The organism is Pantoea sp. Fr-CA_6 (assembly GCF_024520895.1).
GTDB lineage: Bacteria > Pseudomonadota > Gammaproteobacteria > Enterobacterales > Enterobacteriaceae > Pantoea > Pantoea agglomerans.
In genome coordinates this window covers 197859-217182 of sequence record NZ_JALNPO010000005.1, presented here as the reverse complement: position 1 = coordinate 217182, position 19324 = coordinate 197859, and the positions used below count along the sequence as shown (strand labels likewise).

The following is a 19324-nucleotide window of genomic DNA, read 5'->3' as shown; positions in this document are numbered from 1 at the left end:
CATCGCGCGGCTTCGCGCGACCCGGAGGGTGAGCCACAGGATGTGGCGAGTGTATCGAACCTTCGATAACGGGTTCGTTCCACAAAAGCAAAAACCCGCCAGAGGCGGGTTCTTTAAATATGGTGCCCGAACCCGGACAAAAATGCCGGGAGCATTTTTGCATCGCGCGGCTTCGCGCGACCCGGAGGGTGAGCCACAGGATGTGGCGAGTGTATCGAACCTTCGATAACGGGTTCGCTCCACAAAAGCAAAAAACCCGCCAGAGGCGGGTTCTTTAAATTTTGGTGCCCGAACCCGGAATCGAACCAGGGACACGGGGATTTTCAATCCCCTGCTCTACCGACTGAGCTATTCGGGCAACGGGGCGCATTAAACCGTAAAGGCCGCGGGTCGTCAACGGCTTTCACCAAAAAACCCCTGGAAACGTGACTGATTGCCTGATTTTCAGTCAAAGCGGGTAAAACCTCAGGCCAGCGCGCCATTTTTACGGCACAGCGCGATGCTGTAAACATCCTCCGCCAGCCGCTGTGCGGTGGCGACATCCTGCACATTGCGCTTCACCAGCAGCTTGCTGAGGCAGCCTTCAAGAATCAGCTCCATCTGATCGGCCACCATGCTGGGGTTGTCCAGCGCCTGCTCCACCAGAATGTCGTGGGTGAACTGCCATGAGCCGCGTTTCTGCTGTTCGGCCAGTTGATGGATGGGCTGATCGGGCTGCGGGTAGAAGCTGCAGGCGGCGATAAACAGGCAGCCTGGAAAGCGTCCTTTGCTGACCTGCTCACTCAGGACCTCATAGCGTGCCATCAGCTTCTGGTCGGGCGACAGCGATTCATCCAGCAGGATCTGGCGTCGCCAGGTATCAATCTGCTGCCCGTGATAGCGCAGTGCATCGTAGAGCAGGGCGTCACGATCGGGCCAGAACTGCTGAAGCTGATCACGGGTTAATTCGGAACCCGCCAGGGTTTCCAATGAGAGGGTGGCGGCGAGGCCGTTCTGTTCAAGCACATTCAATGCATGCTCGAGTATCTGTTCACGCTGCAAGTGACTCTCCTCTGGTATGCAGGCCCGGTAATGCACCGGGCAATGACCTGACTCCAGTGTTGTTTACGGGGTAAGTTTCTGCAAATGCGCCCGGAAGTCGGCGGCATTGAGAAACCCGGTGATGCGCGATCCGGCGATTTCGCGGCCCTGCGCATCAAAGAACAAAATCGTCGGTAAGCCCAGCACCTGAAGGTGCTGCAACAGCGCGTTATCACTGGCGTTGTTGGCGGTGACGTTGGCCTGTAGCAGCTGTACCTGACTCAGGCTATCGCGCACGGCGCTGTCACTAAAGGTATATTTTTCAAACTCTTTGCAGGCGACGCACCAGTCAGCGTAGAGATCGACCATGGTGATGCGGCCACGGGCCTGCTGCAGCGCGCTATCGAGCTGCTGCGGCGTCTGGATAGTATGGAACGGCAGCGGTGCCACAGCCTGCTGCTGCGCCGCCGGGCCACCAAAGGCCCAGTCCTGCAACGGGCGTGCGCTGATCAGCGCAGCGGCCAGCATGATAATCTGCACGATGCGCCACTTACCGCTGCTGGCGCGCAGGCTGACGCTGAACGCCCAGCCAAAGAACGCGACGCCGAGCAGGCTCCAGAGCCGCAATCCCCACGCATCGCCCAGCACCCGCTCCAGCAGGAAGACCGGCAGCGCCAGGATGACAAAACCAAAGCCCTCTTTAACGGTTTGCATCCACGGGCCGCTTTTTGGCAGCAGCCGGTTGCCAAACAGGGTCACGGCGATCAGCGGTAATCCCATTCCGACCGCATAGAGCCACAGCGTCCCGGCACCGGCCCACAGATTTCCGCTCTGCGCGATGTAAAGCAGAATGGCGCTGAGCGGGGCCGTGGTGCAGGGCGAGCAGATCAAACCCGCCAGTGCCCCCATCAGGAAGACGCCGGGCAGCGAGCCACCCTGCTGACGATTACTCCACAGGGTCAGGCGGGTTTGCAGGCTGGCGGGCAGTTGCAGCGTAAACAGGCCGAACATTGACAGCGCCAGCACGATAAACAGCAGTGAGAGCGTGAACAGCACATAAGGATGCTGCAACGCGGCCTGGAAGCGCAGGCCCGCTGCCGCGACGACCACTCCCAGCAGCGTGTAGGTCAGCGCCATCCCCTGCACATAGACCATCGCCAGCGCGAACAGTCGGCCCAGCGAATAGTGGCGCTGTCCGCCAAGGATAATGCCGGAGATCAGCGGATACATCGGCAGTACGCAGGGCGTAAACGCGACACCGATACCAATCAGTAGCGCCCAGAGCGGCGAGAAAGGCAGCGGGCTGGCGGGCGCGGGCTGAGCGCTGACCGGCGGCGGTGCGCTGCTGGCGGTTACCGCACTTACCGGAACGCTGCGCGTCTCTGGCGGATAACAGAATCCGGCGGCGGCACAGCCCTGATAAGTCACACTGAGCGTGGCGCCGCTGGCCGCCTGTTGCAGCGTCACCGGCAGCGTCAGATCCTGCGGATAGATTTCACTTTTGCCGAAGAATTCATCTTCATGCGGCTGACCAGCCGGCAGCGTTAACGGCGCGATGGTCGCGTTCTGCGGTGTGATGTGGATCTGCTGGCGATAGAGGTAATAACCCGATTTCACTTTCCAGTGCAGGTTGAGCTGCGCGCCCTGCTGGTCGAAGTCAAAAGTAAAGGCCTGATCGACCGGCACAAAGCGACTGGTCGCCGGATTTGAAAAGAGTGAAGCGTGCGCCTGCAGGCCGATAAACAGCGTCAGCAGAAGCGTAATTAAGCGAGAGATGCGTGCAGCCATGACAAGTATTCACTGTCTCCATATTGAACCGGCAGCGCCAGCAGTTCGGGCACATCGTAAGGGTGAGCGTCTTTGAGCAGATCACACAGCGCCTGCTGATGATCGCTGTCGCATTTCAGCAGCATCTGGACTTCGCTGCTCTGCTCCATTTTTCCCTGCCAGAGATACCAGGAGGTGGCGCCCGGCAGCAGTGTGACACAGGCCGCCAGCCTGGCTTCCAGCGCTAGGCCAGCAAGGTGCTCCGCCGTGACCTGATCGGGTGTGGTGCAGAGGATAACGACAGCATTCATCCTGTGACTCCTGTTTTAAAGAGCGCCGATGATAGCACGCTCCATCCGTAACACGAGGAGTGCGCTTATAGCAGCAATCCGCCAAAAACGAAGCCAGAGAGCACCGACAGCGCAATGGCGATCACGCCGGGAATGATAAAGGCATGGTTAAACACATACTTGCCAATCCGGGTCGAGCCGGTGTCATCCATCTCAACGGCGGCCAGCAGGGTCGGGTAGGTCGGCAGCACAAACAGCGCCGAAACCGCCGCGAAGGAAGCGATGGCAGTAAGCGGCGTAACGCCCAGCAGCAGCGCGGCGGGCATCAGCGCTTTGGTAGTCGCAGCCTGCGAGTAGAGCAGCATCGAGGCGAAGAACAGCACCAGCGCCAGCATCCACGGATAGGTTTTCAGCGTGTCGCCCGCCAGCATCTGAATCTCCGCCAGATGTGCCTTCACAAAGGTATCGCCCAGCCAGGCGACGCCCATTACGCAGATACAGGCGCTCATGCCGGACTTAAAGGTGCTGGCGCTGAGGATTTCGCTGGTGTCGAGTTTGCAGGTCAGGCTGATCAGCGTGGCGATGGTCAGCATAAACACCACAATCGCTTCATTGCGTGGCAGCGGCGGATTGACGATCAGCCCGACGCTGGCGCTGGTCGCGGTGGCATAAAGCACCACGGCCACAATGCCCGTCAGAAACAGCAGCACCGATTTTTTCGCGCCCGGTTTTGCCTGGTAGAGGCTGGCGCCGCGCAGCGTGACTTCGCCTTTGGCGAGGCGCGCCTGATAGACCTCATCATCCTTTAGCTCACGGCCTAAGAAGTTAGTCACCAGAGCCGCCAGGAAGAGGCCCACCATGGTTGAGGGGATGGCAATCGCCAGCAGCGTGATATAGCTGACGCCGCGCGGCTCAAGCAGGGTGGCGAAGAAGACCACCGCGGCTGAAATGGGTGACGCGGTAATCGCGATCTGCGAAGCCACTACCGCAATCGACAGCGGCCGGGAAGGGCGAACGCCTTGCTCTTTCGCCACTTCTGCAATCACCGGTAATGTCGAGAACGCGGTATGTCCGGTACCGGCCAGCAGCGTCATCAGGTAGGTCACCAGCGGGGCCAGCAGCGTAACGTGGCGAGGATGGCGGCGCAGCAGGCGTTCCGCCAGACTCACCAGATAATCCATGCCGCCTGCCACCTGCATGGCGGCTATCGCGGCGATCACCGCCATGATGATTTCAATCACATCGAACGGAATAGCACCGGGTGCCATGCCAAATCCCAGCGTCAGGATCAGCACGCCCATTCCGCCTGCGAACCCGATACCAATGCCGCCAAGACGTGCGCCCAACCAGATCGCCATCAAGACGATAAGCAGCTCAACCACAAACATGAATGACTCCTGAAAGATAAACCGGTAATAGCCGGGTGTGCTGTTTAACAAAAAAAAAGGCACACCGTGTTGATCGCGGTGTGCCTTTGGTTAACCAGCGTCGGTTAAACCTTACTGTTCGTTTTCATCAGTATAACGTTTGGCTTTATAAACCGGGTACATCAGGTTCTGCACCGAGAAGATATCGTCCAGCTCACTTTCCGTCAGCAGGCCGCGCTCCAGCACGACTTCACGTACGCTTTTACCGGTTTCCGCACAGATTTTACCGACGATGTCGCCGTTGTGGTGGCCGATGTAAGGGTTGAGGTAAGTCACGATACCAATCGAGTTGAAGACATAGGCTTCGCACACTGCGCGGTTGGCGGTAATGCCGTTGATGCACTTCTCCAGCAGGTTATAGCAGGCGTTAGTCAGAATGCTGATCGACTCAAACAGCGCCTGGCCAATCACCGGCTCCATCACGTTGAGCTGCAGCTGGCCCGCTTCAGAGGCCATCGTCACGGTGATGTCGTTGCCAATCACTTTGAAGCAGACCTGGTTTACCACCTCCGGTACAACCGGATTGACCTTGGCGGGCATGATAGAGGAACCCGCCTGCAGCTCTGGCAGGTTGATTTCATTCAGACCAGCACGCGGGCCTGAGGAGAGCAGGCGCAGATCGTTACAGATTTTAGAGAGCTTCACCGCCAGACGTTTCAGCGATGAATGGACCATCACATAGGCGCCACAGTCGGAGGTTGCTTCAATCAGATCTTCCGCTGGCACCACCGGCAGGTTGCTGACTTCCGCCAGACGCTGTACCGCCAGGTGCTGATACCCTTCCGGCGTGTTGAGGCGGGTGCCGATGGCGGTCGCGCCCAGGTTCACTTCCAGCAGCAGTTCCGCGGTGCGCAGAATGCTTTTGGTCTCTTCGTTCAGCAGTACGCTGAAGGCGTGAAATTCCTGCCCGAGGGTCATCGGCACGGCATCCTGCAACTGGGTACGGCCCATTTTCAGGATGGTCTGGAACTCATCGGCTTTGTGCTGGAAGCCTTCGGCCAGCTGGCTGATGCCATCAAGCAGTTTCAGTAGCGAGCTGTAGACCGCGATGCGGAAACCGGTTGGGTAAGCGTCGTTGGTGGACTGGCATTTGTTCACATGATCGTTGGGGTTGAGGTACTGATATTCCCCTTTCTGGTGGCCCATCAGCTCAAGGCCGATGTTCGCCAGCACTTCATTGGTGTTCATGTTGACCGAGGTTCCGGCACCGCCCTGATAAACATCCACGGGGAACTGGTCCATACAGCGGCCGTTGTTGAGCACTTCGTCGCAGGCCTTAATGATGGTATCGGCAATATTGCGCGGGATGGTCTGCAGCTCTTTGTTGGCCATCGCCGCCGCTTTTTTTACCATCACCATGCCGCGGACAAATTCAGGTATGTCGCTGATTTTGCTGTTGCTGATATAAAAATTCTCAATCGCACGCAGAGTATGAACGCCATAATAGGCATCCGCCGGAACTTCGCGCATACCTAACAGGTCTTCTTCGATACGAATGTTGTTCGCCATGATAACCTTCTTGTTGTTGCCGCTAACCATCACAAAGGATGTGTTTATTTTGTCGTGGTGTACCCGTGCCGACATATTATCCGTCTTCATAGGGGCGTGTGCGATCATATTCTGATGCATATGAAAAGCACGCATGCAGATCACTTAATGCTGCAGCCTGGTTAACGATATGTGAAGTTGGTTACAAAATTAACCCCGCAGGATAAATTTGACAGGATCGGTTGAAAATGGCGGCGCGGGTGCCCATCTCTTTTCTTATCATCCTCAGGATGAACGCTTTCTGCTGACCGGCACGCTGCCGTTCAGCCCCTACTTACAGGAGAGTACGGTGCGCTGGATACCGTTATTAGTCTTTTTCGTTCTGGCCTGGATTGAGATTTCCCTCTTCATTCAGGTTGCACACGTCATGGGCGTGCTGCTTACCATGCTGTTGGTGGTCTTCACCTCGTGCATCGGCGTCTCGCTGGTCAAAAATCAGGGCATGAAAAACTTTATGCTGATGCAGGAGAAGCTGGCACGTAATGAAAGCCCGGCCAATGAGATGATCAAAAGCGTGTCGCTGATCATCGCCGGTTTCCTGCTGCTGCTGCCTGGTTTCTTTACCGACCTGCTGGGCCTGCTGCTGCTGCTGCCACCGGTGCAGAAACATCTGACGCTGAAGCTGATGCCTCATCTGCGCGTCTGGCGGGGGCCGGGAGCCGGTCCAGACAGCGGCTACACCATGGATGGCGAGTTCGAGCGTAAAGACAGCGATCGCCTTGAGCATCATGACGATCACAAGGATCGTTAACCGCAGCTGTCACCTTTGAAAGCGCAACCCTCGGGTTGCGTGAGATTGTTGAAAAACCTGACCCGGCCAGCTGTGAGACCGGAGCCGCACAGGGAACAGGGTCAGATCGGAAAGTCGCAAAATCGTCATCCATGACTGCTCGGCCCGCGCGATTACGCACCTCATCCCTGAGGTGCGCCCGTAGCCCGGGCCAACGCTTTGCGTTGTTCAAAAACGCTCCCGGCGTTTTTGTCCATGCGCGGGACGCTTTCCTCTTCTGACCCTGTTTCCTGCGCCCTGAGCTTAGCCGTTGCTGCCAGGGTCATCCTGTACTGAGTTTGTCAGCACGCTGGCGCAACCTTCGGGTTGCGTTTTTTATTTGCCCCATCATCTGTTCAAAAAGCCATCACTTATCACTCACAGGTAAAAAATTTGTTGTCCGCCCCCTTGAAAGTGGGTGGTAGCGGCCCTATCTCTCTGGTCACGAGGCCGGAAGCCATGCAGCCCGGTGTTCAACCCCAAAACTGAATGATTGGACTTCTCAAAGGAGAGCTATCAAATGAAAATTCGTCCATTGCACGATCGCGTTATCGTCAAGCGTAAAGAAGTTGAAGCTAAATCAGCTGGCGGCATCGTGCTGACCGGTTCCGCAGCCGGTAAATCCACCCGTGGTGAAGTACTGGCTGTCGGCAATGGCCGCATCCTTGAGAGTGGCGACATTAAGCCGCTGGACGTGAAGGTTGGCGACATCGTGATCTTCAGCGAAGGTTACGGCGCGAAAACCGAGAAAATCGACAACGAAGAGGTGCTTATCATCTCTGAGAGCGACATTCTGGCCGTTGTTGAAGCGTAATTTTTACGCGTAATTCACTGAACGAAACGAATTTAAGGGATATTTAAAGATGGCAGCTAAAGACGTAAAATTCGGTAATGACGCACGCGTAAAAATGCTGCGTGGCGTGAACGTACTGGCAGATGCAGTAAAAGTTACCCTGGGTCCTAAAGGCCGTAACGTAGTCCTGGATAAATCTTTTGGTGCACCGACCATCACTAAAGATGGTGTTTCTGTGGCACGTGAAATCGAGCTGGAAGACAAGTTCGAGAACATGGGCGCGCAGATGGTGAAAGAAGTTGCCTCTAAAGCGAACGACGCTGCGGGCGACGGTACCACCACTGCAACCGTACTGGCACAGTCTATCATCACCGAAGGCCTGAAAGCGGTCGCAGCGGGTATGAACCCGATGGACCTGAAGCGCGGTATTGACCAGGCTGTTATCGCTGCAGTTGAGAAACTGAAAGCGCTGTCTGTTCCTTGCTCTGACTCTAAAGCGATTGCGCAGGTAGGTACTATCTCTGCTAACTCCGATGAAACCGTGGGCCAGCTGATTGCTCAGGCGATGGAGAAAGTGGGTAAAGAAGGCGTGATCACCGTTGAAGAAGGCACCGGCCTGCAGGATGAGCTGGATGTGGTTGAAGGTATGCAGTTTGATCGCGGCTACCTGTCACCTTACTTCATCAACAAGCCAGAAACCGGTGCGATTGAACTGGAATCTCCGTTCATCCTGCTGGCTGACAAGAAAATCTCTAACATCCGTGAAATGCTGCCAGTGCTGGAAGCCGTTGCGAAAGCCGGCAAACCACTGCTGATCATCGCGGAAGATGTTGAAGGCGAAGCGCTGGCAACACTGGTGGTTAACACCATGCGCGGCATCGTGAAAGTGGCTGCGGTTAAAGCACCAGGCTTCGGCGACCGTCGTAAAGCTATGCTGCAGGATATCGCTATCCTGACCGGTGGTACCGTAATCTCTGAAGAGATCGGTATGGAACTGGAGAAAGCGGCTCTGGAAGATCTGGGCCAGGCAAAACGCGTTGTGATCAACAAAGACACCACCACCATCATCGACGGTGTGGGTGAAGAAGCGACAATTCAGGGCCGTGTAACCCAGATTCGTCAGCAGATCGAAGAAGCAACGTCTGACTACGACAAAGAAAAACTGCAGGAACGCGTAGCGAAACTGGCAGGCGGCGTAGCCGTTCTGAAAGTAGGCGCAGCAACTGAAGTTGAAATGAAAGAGAAGAAAGCCCGCGTTGAAGATGCGCTGCACGCAACCCGTGCTGCTGTAGAAGAAGGTGTGGTTGCTGGTGGTGGTGTGGCGCTGGTTCGCGTGGCAGCACAGCTGGTTGATCTGCGTGGTCAGAACGAAGATCAGAACGTCGGTATCAAAGTTGCGCTGCGCGCGATGGAATCTCCACTGCGTCAGATCGTTTCTAACGCCGGTGAAGAGCCATCTGTTGTCGCTAACAACGTGAAAGCGGGCGACGGTAACTACGGTTACAACGCGCAGACTGAAGAGTACGGCAACATGATCGACTTCGGTATCCTGGATCCAACCAAAGTGACCCGTTCTGCTCTGCAGTACGCGGCCTCTGTTGCGGGTCTGATGATCACAACCGAATGTATGGTCACTGACCTGCCAAAAGGTGACGCACCTGATTTAGGCGGCGGCGCTGGCGGTATGGGTGGCATGGGCGGTATGGGCGGCATGATGTAATTGCCGTTGACTGCTTAAGTCATCAAAGAACCCCCGATCGGAAACGGTCGGGGGTTTTTCTTTTTCAGCGTCTGAATGCTGGCAGCAGCAGGAAAAACCCATTAACTTTTTTTATGTTCTGCATCATGGTTTAGTCAGGGCGGGATGCTCTAACGTGGATCCCGGCGCAAAATAGCGCGCTCTGAAAGGGATAAACAACAGATTAAGGAAAATTAAAATGCACGATAAATGGGAATTTTATAAGGACGAAGCACACAAGTGGCGCTGGAGAAGAACGGCGCCCAACGGCAATATTACCGGCGCCGCCAGTCAGGGCTACGTTAACAAAGCCGATTGCATCGAAAATGCACGACGTAATGGCTACACCGGTTAAGGGCATCACGCTCTGACATCACCCCCGATCGGAAACGGTCGGGGGTTTTTCTTTTGGGTGGGAAAATAGTATAAGTAAGGCGCAATCGTTCGTCTTTCCTCTTGATATGTCACGCTGTCTGCGGCTGCGCCGACTGATCGACTGGCTTCATTTTATTCACCAGCATCGGCACGCTTGCCAGCCTGCAAGCGGCGTGAAATATTGAGACGATATAACGGGATAAGGGCAATGAATGTGCAGAAAGAAAAATCCTTTTTCTGCTACGCTGCCACCCGACTCTGATGATAATAAATGGGGATTACAATGCGGATTAACCTCTTGCTCGGACTGACGGCTGGCGCGTTATTGCTGGCGGGCTGCAGCAGCTCTACGCAACTCTCTTCAGCAGGACAGCGCGTAACGTTCACCGATCAGCAGCCTGGCAATACCTGTCAGCTTCTGGGCAATATTACCGGCTCTCAGAGCAACTGGCTGAGCGGTGCAGGCGGGGAAACCAGCGCACTGCGTGGCGCAGCAAACGACCTGCGCAATCGCGCAGCGGAGATGGGCGGTAACGTGATTTATGGAGCAACCAGTCCGACGCAGAACCTGTTGTCCGCGTTCGCGCCACTCGACAGCAAAATGACCGGCCAGGTCTACAAGTGCCCATAATGTGAATCAGGCAGTCTGCCAAATTGAACCGGCCAGCCTTTTGCTGGCCGTTTTTATTCCTGACGTAACTGTAAATCTAACGGTGTTTTACTTGGCTCTCCGCCAATTTCACGCGCCAGCTTTGGCACCAGATAGCCGGAGACCTGTGACAGTAATGCACGCACCAGCTGGCGGGCCTCGTCATCTGACACGAAGAAATGCGCCGCACCCTGTACCTTATCCAGCACGTGCAGATAGTAGGGCAGAATGCCGGCATCAAATAGTGCATTGCTCAGGGTGGCCAGCGTCTGCGCATTATCGTTGATGCCACGCAACAGGACGCTCTGATTCAGCAGGGTCACTCCAGCACGCTTCAGGCTGCTCATCGCCTCACGCAGCTCATCATCAATCTCCTGCGCATGGTTGATGTGCGTCACCATCACCACCTGCAGATGCGTCTCGCTGAGCATCTGACAGAGCTGATCGGTAATGCGCGCCGGTATCACCACCGGTAAACGGCTGTGGATGCGCAGACGTTTCAGATGCGGGATCTGTTCCAGCGCGGCGATAAGCCAGGCGAGCTCATGATCTTTCGCCATCAGCGGATCGCCGCCGGAGAAAATGATCTCATCCAGCTCGGGATGATCGGCGATATAGTCCAGTGCAGCCTGCCAGCTACGCTTATTGCCGGGATTATCCTGATAGGGGAAATGACGACGGAAGCAGTAGCGACAGTTGACGGCGCAGCCGCCTTTTACCAACAATAAAGCCCGGTTTCGGTATTTATGCAGCAATCCAGGTACAACGTTGCTTTGTTCATCGAGCGGATCGGTGCTATAACCTGGCGCATCAGTGAATTCCTGGCGGCGGGTCAGTACCTGAAGCAGCAGCGGGTCGTGCGCATCGCCTTTTTTCATCCGGCGGATGAACGCATGCGGTACACGTAAGGCGAAAAGACGCCGCGCATCCGCACCTTCAGCCAGCTCAGTGTGCTGATCAAGGGCTAAAATCCGCAGTAATTCATCAGGTTCGGTGACAACATCCGCAAGTTGCTGCAACCAATCTTCTCTGGAAGGTGTTTTTAGGGTTACAATGTGTGCCATTTTTTTGGCTTAGTACCAGTGTCAATTTTCGTAGAGGGCCTTCATGGCGACTTATTCTAGCAACGATTTCCGTCCCGGTCTTAAAATCATGTTCGAAGGCGAGCCGTATGCCATCGAATCCAGTGAGTTCGTTAAACCGGGTAAAGGTCAGGCATTCGCGCGCGTTAAAATGCGTCGCCTGCTGACGGGTTCTCGCGTTGAGAAAACTTTTAAATCTACCGACTCCGCCGAAGGCGCTGACGTAGTAGATACCAACCTGAACTACCTGTACAACGACGGTGAGTTCTACCACTTCATGCATCCGGAAAGCTTTGAGCAGTTCCAGGTTGAAGAGAAGACGGTAAGCGATGCAGCGAAATGGCTGCAGGATAACGCTGAATGTATCGTTACGCTGTGGAACGGTCGTCCGATCGCCGTTCAGCCGCCGAACTTTATCGAAGCTGAAGTTATCGAAACCGATCCAGGCCTGAAAGGTGATACCGCAGGGACTGGCGGCAAGCCAGCTAAACTCTCTACCGGTGCCGTGGTGAAAGTGCCACTGTTCGTGCAAGAGGGCGAAGTGGTGAAAGTTGACACCCGCTCTGGCGAATACGTGTCACGCGTGAAATAAGATTCGCAGGCGCATCTTCTGGTGCGCCTTTTTCTTGTCTGAGAGAAAAAAATGATCAAGCTGGCAAAATTAATCGCGTTCGCGTTGCTGGTCTCCTCTGCGTTAAGCGCCTGCAACACATTCCACGGTTTTGGCGAAGATGTCTCTCACTTAGGTGGTGCCATTTCGCGTGCAGCAAAATGACCTTAACTGATTGTCCTTTTTAAAGTCTCGCCAGCAGCAACTGCCGGAAATCCGGCTATGCTTAAAGCGCTGTACTTTACATCCATCAAAAAGGACATTGTTATGTTAAAGAAAAGTATTGCTGCAATCTTCTCTGTACTGGTGCTCTCTTCCCTGCTCACAGCTTGTAATACAACGCGTGGCGTAGGTGAAGATGTCGAAGCGGGCGGCCAGGCGATTCAGAACAGCACGAAGTAACCTGTTATTCCAACCGGTACGAAATGCTTTTCGTACCGGCTTGTCAGATTCTGCACTATTTCTGTTTTACCCAGATTAACTCTTCAACCGGGAAACCATCCCGACGCGCCTGATCAACCAGTTTCTCTTTTACGCCCGGTTCCAGTTGTGGTGTGCGTGACAGTATCCAGAGATAGTGGCGATTCGGTCCACATACCAGCGCATAGCGGTAGTCAGGATCGAGAGCAATCACGTTATAGCCGCCATAGAAGGGGCCGAAGAAAGAGACTTTCAGAGAAGCCCGCGTGGGTTCACCGGTAAAGTAGGCTTTGCCAACGCTCTCCTGCCAGCGCTGCTTTTTGACGTTATAGCCACGGTTGATTACCTTCAGGCCGCCATCTTCACGCGGGCTGTAGTTTGCCGTTACCTGTTCAAGGCCGCGCTCAAAAGGGTGGTTAAGGCGGGCAATCTCATACCACTGACCGAGATAGCGCTGGCTGTCAAAGTTATCTACGACCGTGACGTTCTTTGGCGGCGTAGTGCTGCAGGCGACAGAGAGAAAAGCACTCAGGCTGGCAACAACTGTTTTCCATGGAGACATAGTGGGATTCCTTTGTGATTTAACCGCTTAAGTATAGAAGCCGAAACGCTGTTTTTGGCAGTACGGGCACGAGATTGTTTGCCGCAGGCATTGCAGGTAGACTTCCCCCCCTAATTTGTATCAGGAGTCATCACCATGAGCGAAACGGCAAGCTGGCAACCAAGCGCATCCATCGCCAATTTGTTAAAACGCGCCGCTATTTTAGCAGAAGTGCGTCGTTTCTTTGCCGATCGCGGCGTGCTGGAAGTGGATACGCCGGCGATGAGCCAGGCCACCATTACCGATATCCATCTGGTGCCATTCCAGACGCGTTTTGTCGGGCCTGGCGCTGCGCAGGGGCGCGATCTCTGGCTGATGACCAGCCCGGAATATCATATGAAACGCCTGCTGGCGGCGGGCAGTGGCCCGATCTATCAGATGGCGCGCAGCTTCCGCAACGAAGAGGCGGGACGTCACCACAACCCGGAATTCACCATGCTGGAGTGGTACCGGCCGCATTATGATATGTACCGTCTGATGAACGAAGTCGACGATCTGATGCAGCAGGTGCTGGAGTGTGACAGCGCTGAGTCGCTCTCCTATCAGCAGGCGTTTATCCGTCATCTTGAGCTGGATCCGCTGTCAGCGGATAAAGCGCAGTTGCGTGAAGCGGCAGAGAAACTGGGTGAAGGCGAGCTGGCGCGTGCAGAAGAGGATCGCGATACCTTACTGATGCTGCTGTTTATGCTGGGTGTGGAACCGAAGATTGGTCAGGATAAACCCTGCTTCGTTTATCATTTCCCGGCCAGCCAGGCAGCCCTGGCGGAGATCAGCACCGAAGATCACCGCGTGGCCGAACGCTTTGAGGTCTATTACAAAGGCATTGAGCTGGCGAACGGTTTCCGTGAGCTGACCGACAGCCGTGAGCAGCGTCAGCGTTTTGAGCAGGATAACCGTCGCCGTGCGGCGCGCGGCCTGCCTGTGCATCCTATTGATACATATCTGCTGGATGCGCTGGCGCATGGCATGCCAGCCTGTTCCGGGGTCGCACTGGGTATCGATCGCCTGATCATGCTGGCGTTGAAAGCGGAGTCATTGAGCGATGTCATCGCGTTTCCGGTGGATCGCTGCTAATCGGTTAATCACAAAAGATGGTGGATTAGAGGGGAAGGGTTGGCCCGGATGAAGAGCAAAGCGTCCGAGCCAGGATGGCGAGGCCGACCGCCATGGATGGCGGCCTTCTTTGCGATCAGCCGGGCCATCCCTGACCTGGCACAGGTTTCAGCTAACTGCTGCTGTCAGGAAACTCCTGAATGGTGACCGGCAGCGTCAGTTTCTGATCGTTTCGCAATACCTGCACATCAATCACTGAACCCGGACGAATTTCTGCCACCTGATCCATGGTCTCCTGCGCGGAGATGGCCGGCTTGCCATTAACGCTGAGCAGCACATCGTTGGCCTGAATTCCGGCTTTATCCGCTGGCCCATCTGGCGTGACCACGCTGACAATAATGCCCTGAACCCGATCCAGATTGCTGCCCTGTCCATGCAGCGGCGGCAGCTCACGCCCGGTAATGCCGATATAGCCGCGGATCACCCGACCATCACGAATCAGCTTATCCATGATCTTCGAGGCTAAAACGGTTGGAATGGCGAAACCAATCCCTTCCGGGGTTTCACCATCACTACTTTTATCGAAGGTCAGGGTGTTAATGCCCATCAGCTCGCCTAGCGAGTTAATCAGCGCGCCGCCGGAGTTACCCTGATTGATTGACGCATCGGTCTGCAGGAAGTTCTGTCGGCCTGATGAGCTTAAGCCAACCCGGCCCGTGGCGCTGATGATGCCCTGCGTGACCGTCTGACCAAGGTTATAGGGGTTGCCGATAGCCATCACCACATCCCCGATATGCGCCTGGCGATTTGGATTGATGGGGATAACGGGCAGGCCGGAGGCCGTAATTTTAAGTACCGCCAGATCGGTCATGCCATCGGAACCCACCAGCGTCGCTTCAAAGAAGCGGCCATCCTGCAGCGCCACGATAATTTGATCGGCATTATTGATCACATGCTTATTGGTAAGGATGTAGCCTTTTGCATTCATGATCACCCCTGAACCCAGGGTCGTGATGCCACGATTGTTGTTGCCGTGGGCGCTACGATTGTAAACGTTCACAACGGCAGGCACGGCGCGGCGCACCCCTTGATTGAAGCTAAAGGGCGTTTCGTCTGTAATATTTTCGTGGTTATAGAGGGCGTCGCTGCCCATACGCAGTGCAGGCAGTGCTGCGAGCAAAATACCCGCCACAATCAGGCCCAGCACCACGGCACGCAAAAGTTTAAGAAACATGGTGTTAAATTACGCCAGGGGAGATCGCAGGGGAGAATAGCATGAGAGCGGCGGACACACACGCGCTTGTGTCCGCCGTAATGCGAGGTTTATCTCAACAACAGATAGATACTTTCATCGCCGCGCACCACATTCAGTGCCAGTACCGGCGGTTTCCCTTCCAGTATTTTACGCATTTCAGCAATGGTCTGAACCCGGTTACGGTTAACGCCGATAATCACATCATCTTTCTGCAGACCAACCTGTTCAGCCGGTGTGCCTTTTTCGATGGTATCGACCTTCACGCCTTTATCACCGGTCTTAGTCTGTCCATCACTCAGGGTTGCGCCCTGAAGCGCGGGTGACATCAGCTGTGCGCTGGCGGTGCTCTGTGCGCTCTGCTCCAGCGTAACGGTAACCGTTAATGGCTTACCTTCACGCAGCAGGCCAAGCTTAACCTGTTCACCTGGCGGCGTGGTTCCCACTTTGACGCGCAACTCAGCGAAGCTGGTAATCGGCTTGTCGTTGATCGACGTAATGATATCGCCTGACTTCACGCCCGCTTTCTGCGCGGCAGATTGCGGTAAGACTTCAGAGACAAAGGCGCCGCGCTGTGCATCGACATTGAATGCTTTAGCCATATCGGCTGTCATTTCAGTGCCTTTGATGCCGAGCTGACCGCGCTTCACTTCACCAAATTTAATCAGCTGCTGCGCGAGGTTCATCGCCATATCACTCGGGATAGCAAAGCCGATACCGATGTTACCGCCGCTGGAGGCGAGAATCGCGGTGTTGATACCGATCAGTTCACCATTAAGGTTGACCAGCGCACCGCCTGAGTTGCCACGGTTGATCGCGGCATCGGTCTGAATAAAGTTTTCCAGCCCTTCCAGGTTCAGGCCGCTACGGCCCAGTGCGGAGATAATACCGGAGGTGGCCGTCTGTCCCAGCCCGAACGGGTTACCGATCGCCACCGCGAAATCACCCACTTTCAGCTGGTCAGAGTCCGCGACTTTCACCTGCGTGAGGTTTTTTGCGCCCTGAATCTGAATCAGCGCGATATCGGTCTGCTCATCATGACCAATGAGTTTGGCTTCATATTCACTGCCGTCACCAAGCTGTACGTTGATTTTATCCGCACCGTTGACCACGTGATTATTGGTGAGCACGTAGCCTTTCGCGGCATCGATGATCACGCCAGAACCTAAACCTTCAAACGGCTGTGGCTGACTATTTCCGCCAGGCATCTGACCAAAAAAACGCTTCAGCGGTTCAGGAATATCCTGAGCCTGTGCACCCGAATCAGTGCCTTCCACGTGCACACTGACCACGGCAGGTAACACTTTCTCCAGCATCGGCGCCAGACTCGGCAGCGGCTGGCCCGCAATTTGTGCTGGCAGCGTTGCCATCGCGTCTGGCGCGGCGGCAAGGCTCATCCCAATACTCAGGGCTAATGCGCTAAACAGGCGTGCTTGTTTTTTCATTGCTACAACGCTCTCGCTGCAAAAGGTGGGAGGAATTAATAAGTGTGACAGTCGTTTGCGGTCAGGGTTCGCAAAAACAGCGGGCGCAGACAGGCTGCGCCCCAAAAAGATTAGTCGCGGGCAGGGCGCTCGCCACGCAGTAAACCGGATGCGCCTTCAGAATAGTCGCGCGGCATCTGCACCGGCACCTGATCGTTGTCCGCTTCGGCTTCAGTCAGCTGATAGGCAAACGGATTTTTCTGGCCAGGCAGATTCGGCAGCAGGTCATTTGAGCCTTTTGCCATGTGCTGATAGAGCTGACGATAATCACGCGCCATGTTGTCCAGCAGCTCCGCGCTCTGCGCGAAGTGATTGGTCAGCTCTTCGCGATAATCCGCCAGCTCCGCTTTCGATTTTTCCAGCTCGTACTGCATGCTGCGCTGCTCACGCAGCTTTTTGTTGCCAAAACGCATGGCGACTGCGCCGACAATAATACCAACCACTAAACCAATTAGCCCGTATTCCCAGGTCATAATGACTCCCGTGTTATTTCCATTGTTCCGTAGGGCATTGCACCATTTCAATAATAGTCACTATACCCGTTAATCTTATGGATGTGGAACTCTGGAGCAGCATGGCTTAGTGTAGAACGGCCTTTTTTTCAGCAACCGTGGTATGAATCAGACACCATTCAGGGACTTTGAAACAACAATGCAAACCTCAACTCCGCTTGCACGCTATGAACAGGCGCTGTCGCAGGGCGAATTCAGGCCCGATGACGTACAACGTGAAGCGATTACCCGTTTAGACGCGCTGCAGCAGGCGCTGGTTGCCCGGCAACAATCCGCCGCGCCTGCCACATCCGGCCTGCTGGGTCGCCTGTCAAAATTGATCGGTAAAGAGAAAAACGAGACGCCACAACCGGTACGTGGACTCTATATGTGGGGCGGTGTCGGTCGCGGTAAGACCTGGGTCATGGATCTCTTTTTTCAGTCTATTCCTGGCGATCGCAAACTGCGTCTGCACTTCCACCGCTTTATGCTGCGGGTGCATGAAGAGCTGACGCAGCTTCAGGGGCAGAGCGATCCGTTACTGATTATTGCGGACAGATTCAAAGCGGAAACGGACATCCTCTGTTTTGATGAATTTTTTGTCTCCGATATCACCGATGCGATGCTGCTGGGCACGCTGATGGAGGCGCTGTTTGAACGCGGCATTGCGCTGGTGGCCACCTCGAACATTCCGCCTGATGATCTCTATCGTAATGGTCTGCAGCGCGCGCGCTTCCTGCCTGCCATCGAGCAGATCAAACGTCATTGTGATGTGATGAATGTGGATGCCGGTATCGACTACCGGTTACGCACGCTGACCTCCGCGCACCTGTGGAACTCTCCGCTGAACAAAGAGACGCACGCTGAAATGGCGCGGATGTTTAAAGCACTGTCGGGCAGCCAGCCTGAAGATGCGCCGGTTCTGGAAATTAATCACCGCCAGATGCCGACGCTGGGCGTCAGCGAGGGCGTGCTGGCGATTAATTTCACCACCCTGTGTGGCGAAGGGCGCAGCCAGCATGACTATATTGCGCTGTCGCGCCGTTTTCACAGTGTGCTGCTGTATGACGTGCCGGTAATGATCTACAAAACCGAAGATCAGGCACGGCGTTTCCTCGCACTGGTCGATGAGTTCTATGAACGTCATGTGAAGCTGGTGGTCGCGGCAGAAACGTCACTGACCGAGATTTATCAGGGCACGCGGCTGAAGTTTGAATACCAGCGCTGTTTATCCCGACTTCAGGAGATGCAGAGCGAAGAGTATCTGCGTTTACCTCACCTGCCGTGAGAATAATCGGGATAAATACCGAAATAGGGTTCGATTTTTGTAACCGACTTCTCTATAATCTTGCGACCCCACGTTACAGCAAAGGATTTTTTTCCCAAATCCTCTGTGTTCCAGTAACTCTATCCGAAGGGGTGGCTTGCTGGTCAAAATGGTCGTGTGAGCCTCATTCGTTTACTTAAGCGTTTGGGATTTCACCAACGTGTAACTTAATTTGGGTAAGCTTTTCGATGAAAACTTTTACAGCTAAACCAGAAACCGTCCAACGTGACTGGTTTGTAGTTGACGCAACGGGCAAAACTTTGGGTCGCCTGGCGACTGAACTGGCGCGCCGTCTGCGTGGTAAGCATAAAGCGGAATACACTCCGCACGTTGATACGGGTGATTACATCATCGTTCTGAACGCAGAAAAAGTTGCTGTAACCGGCAACAAGCGTACTGACAAGATCTACTATCACCACACTGGCCACATCGGTGGTATCAAACAGGCGACCTTTGAAGAGATGATTGCTCGCCGTCCTGAGCGTGTGATTGAGATCGCGGTTAAAGGCATGCTGCCGAAGGGCCCGCTGGGTCGTGCTATGTACCGTAAACTGAAAGTTTACGCAGGCAACGAGCACACCCATGCGGCACAGCAACCGCAAGTTCTTGACATTTAATCGGGATTAAA

The 19324-nt window shown here is 55.0% G+C and carries 21 protein-coding genes and 1 tRNA gene; 11 read left to right on the top strand and 11 right to left on the bottom strand.

From position 1 onward, the window contains the following. Positions 1-282: 282 nt before the first annotated feature. From NR201_RS11730 to aspA, 6 genes are all read right to left on the bottom strand, one after another. A tRNA-Phe gene (locus NR201_RS11730) sits at positions 283-358 on the bottom strand. Between the two features lie 107 nt (positions 359-465). Further along, entirely contained in the window at positions 466-1041 is a 576-nt protein-coding gene (locus tag NR201_RS11725) for a transcriptional regulator (protein WP_010252014.1), read from the bottom strand. Between the two features lie 63 nt (positions 1042-1104). Further along, positions 1105-2808 carry a protein-disulfide reductase DsbD gene (locus NR201_RS11720; protein WP_256849796.1) on the bottom strand — a complete coding sequence of 568 codons (1704 nt, stop codon included), beginning with the start codon at positions 2806-2808 and terminating at the stop codon, positions 1105-1107. Next, positions 2784-3098: a divalent cation tolerance protein CutA gene (gene cutA / locus NR201_RS11715; protein WP_052271182.1), complete on the bottom strand. Its 315-nt coding sequence runs from the start codon at positions 3096-3098 to the stop codon at positions 2784-2786. Before cutA ends, NR201_RS11720 begins: the two co-directional genes overlap by 25 nt. 65 nt (positions 3099-3163) lie before the next feature. Beyond that, positions 3164-4465 carry an anaerobic C4-dicarboxylate transporter gene (locus tag NR201_RS11710; RefSeq protein ID WP_033759606.1) on the bottom strand — a complete coding sequence of 434 codons (1302 nt, stop codon included), beginning with the start codon at positions 4463-4465 and terminating at the stop codon, positions 3164-3166. A 111-nt stretch (positions 4466-4576) separates the two neighbouring features. Continuing rightward, entirely contained in the window at positions 4577-6013 is a 1437-nt protein-coding gene (gene aspA / locus NR201_RS11705) for an aspartate ammonia-lyase (protein ID WP_010251996.1), read from the bottom strand. 328 nt (positions 6014-6341) lie between these two features. Here aspA and NR201_RS11700 point away from each other — a divergent pair, with 328 nt between their 5' ends. The 5 genes from NR201_RS11700 (at position 6342) to NR201_RS11680 (ending at position 10358) form a co-directional block, all read left to right on the top strand. Then, positions 6342-6803, top strand: a complete 462-nt coding sequence (locus tag NR201_RS11700; protein WP_010251992.1) for an FxsA family protein — start codon at positions 6342-6344, stop codon at positions 6801-6803. A gap of 538 nt (positions 6804-7341) precedes the next feature. Beyond that, positions 7342-7635: a co-chaperone GroES gene (locus tag NR201_RS11695; RefSeq protein ID WP_010251990.1), complete on the top strand. Its 294-nt coding sequence runs from the start codon at positions 7342-7344 to the stop codon at positions 7633-7635. A 49-nt stretch (positions 7636-7684) separates the two neighbouring features. Beyond that, positions 7685-9334, top strand: coding sequence for a chaperonin GroEL (gene groL, locus NR201_RS11690; RefSeq protein ID WP_010251987.1), 1650 nt, complete (start codon positions 7685-7687; stop codon positions 9332-9334). 217 nt (positions 9335-9551) lie between these two features. Further along, positions 9552-9707, top strand: coding sequence for a DUF1508 domain-containing protein (locus tag NR201_RS11685; RefSeq protein ID WP_010251985.1), 156 nt, complete (start codon positions 9552-9554; stop codon positions 9705-9707). A gap of 303 nt (positions 9708-10010) precedes the next feature. After that, positions 10011-10358: a DUF4156 domain-containing protein gene (locus tag NR201_RS11680; protein WP_010251983.1), complete on the top strand. Its 348-nt coding sequence runs from the start codon at positions 10011-10013 to the stop codon at positions 10356-10358. Between the two features lie 53 nt (positions 10359-10411). On the opposite strand, the gene epmB is transcribed toward NR201_RS11680, so the two are convergent. Beyond that, a complete protein-coding gene (gene epmB / locus NR201_RS11675; RefSeq protein ID WP_033759609.1) occupies positions 10412-11440 on the bottom strand; it encodes an EF-P beta-lysylation protein EpmB in 1029 nt (342 codons plus the stop codon). Between the two features lie 43 nt (positions 11441-11483). Here epmB and efp point away from each other — a divergent pair, with 43 nt between their 5' ends. The 3 genes from efp to NR201_RS11660 all read left to right on the top strand — a co-directional run bounded on the left by efp (position 11484) and on the right by NR201_RS11660 (position 12470). Then, positions 11484-12050 carry an elongation factor P gene (gene efp, locus NR201_RS11670; protein ID WP_010251979.1) on the top strand — a complete coding sequence of 189 codons (567 nt, stop codon included), beginning with the start codon at positions 11484-11486 and terminating at the stop codon, positions 12048-12050. Positions 12051-12101: 51 nt separating this feature from the next. Then, a complete protein-coding gene (locus NR201_RS11665; protein ID WP_003848306.1) occupies positions 12102-12233 on the top strand; it encodes an entericidin A/B family lipoprotein in 132 nt (43 codons plus the stop codon). Between the two features lie 102 nt (positions 12234-12335). Continuing rightward, a complete protein-coding gene (locus NR201_RS11660) occupies positions 12336-12470 on the top strand; it encodes an entericidin A/B family lipoprotein (protein ID WP_003848302.1) in 135 nt (44 codons plus the stop codon). Between the two features lie 55 nt (positions 12471-12525). Here the strand turns inward: NR201_RS11660 and NR201_RS11655 are convergent, their stop codons facing one another. Next, positions 12526-13050, bottom strand: coding sequence for a lipocalin family protein (locus tag NR201_RS11655; RefSeq protein WP_010672015.1), 525 nt, complete (start codon positions 13048-13050; stop codon positions 12526-12528). A 135-nt stretch (positions 13051-13185) separates the two neighbouring features. Between NR201_RS11655 and epmA the strand changes: the two genes are divergently transcribed. Continuing rightward, the gene (epmA, locus tag NR201_RS11650; RefSeq protein WP_003848297.1) at positions 13186-14163 is read left to right on the top strand and encodes an elongation factor P--(R)-beta-lysine ligase; all 978 of its coding nucleotides are present in this window, start codon (positions 13186-13188) and stop codon (positions 14161-14163) included. 151 nt (positions 14164-14314) lie between these two features. Here epmA and degS read toward each other — a convergent pair whose 3' ends face one another. The 3 genes from degS to zapG all read right to left on the bottom strand — a co-directional run bounded on the left by degS (position 14315) and on the right by zapG (position 17351). After that, positions 14315-15376: an outer membrane-stress sensor serine endopeptidase DegS gene (gene degS, locus NR201_RS11645; RefSeq protein ID WP_010251964.1), complete on the bottom strand. Its 1062-nt coding sequence runs from the start codon at positions 15374-15376 to the stop codon at positions 14315-14317. Positions 15377-15465: 89 nt separating this feature from the next. Then, entirely contained in the window at positions 15466-16839 is a 1374-nt protein-coding gene (degQ, locus tag NR201_RS11640; RefSeq protein WP_010251960.1) for a serine endoprotease DegQ, read from the bottom strand. Positions 16840-16949: 110 nt separating this feature from the next. After that, positions 16950-17351: a Z-ring associated protein ZapG gene (gene zapG / locus NR201_RS11635; RefSeq protein ID WP_003848291.1), complete on the bottom strand. Its 402-nt coding sequence runs from the start codon at positions 17349-17351 to the stop codon at positions 16950-16952. 178 nt (positions 17352-17529) lie between these two features. On the opposite strand from zapG, the gene zapE reads away from it, so the two are divergent. Both zapE and rplM read left to right on the top strand, forming a co-directional pair. Further along, positions 17530-18657, top strand: a complete 1128-nt coding sequence (zapE, locus tag NR201_RS11630; RefSeq protein ID WP_022625259.1) for a cell division protein ZapE — start codon at positions 17530-17532, stop codon at positions 18655-18657. A 227-nt stretch (positions 18658-18884) separates the two neighbouring features. Then, positions 18885-19313, top strand: coding sequence for a 50S ribosomal protein L13 (gene rplM / locus NR201_RS11625; RefSeq protein ID WP_008925400.1), 429 nt, complete (start codon positions 18885-18887; stop codon positions 19311-19313). Positions 19314-19324 lie beyond the last annotated feature (11 nt).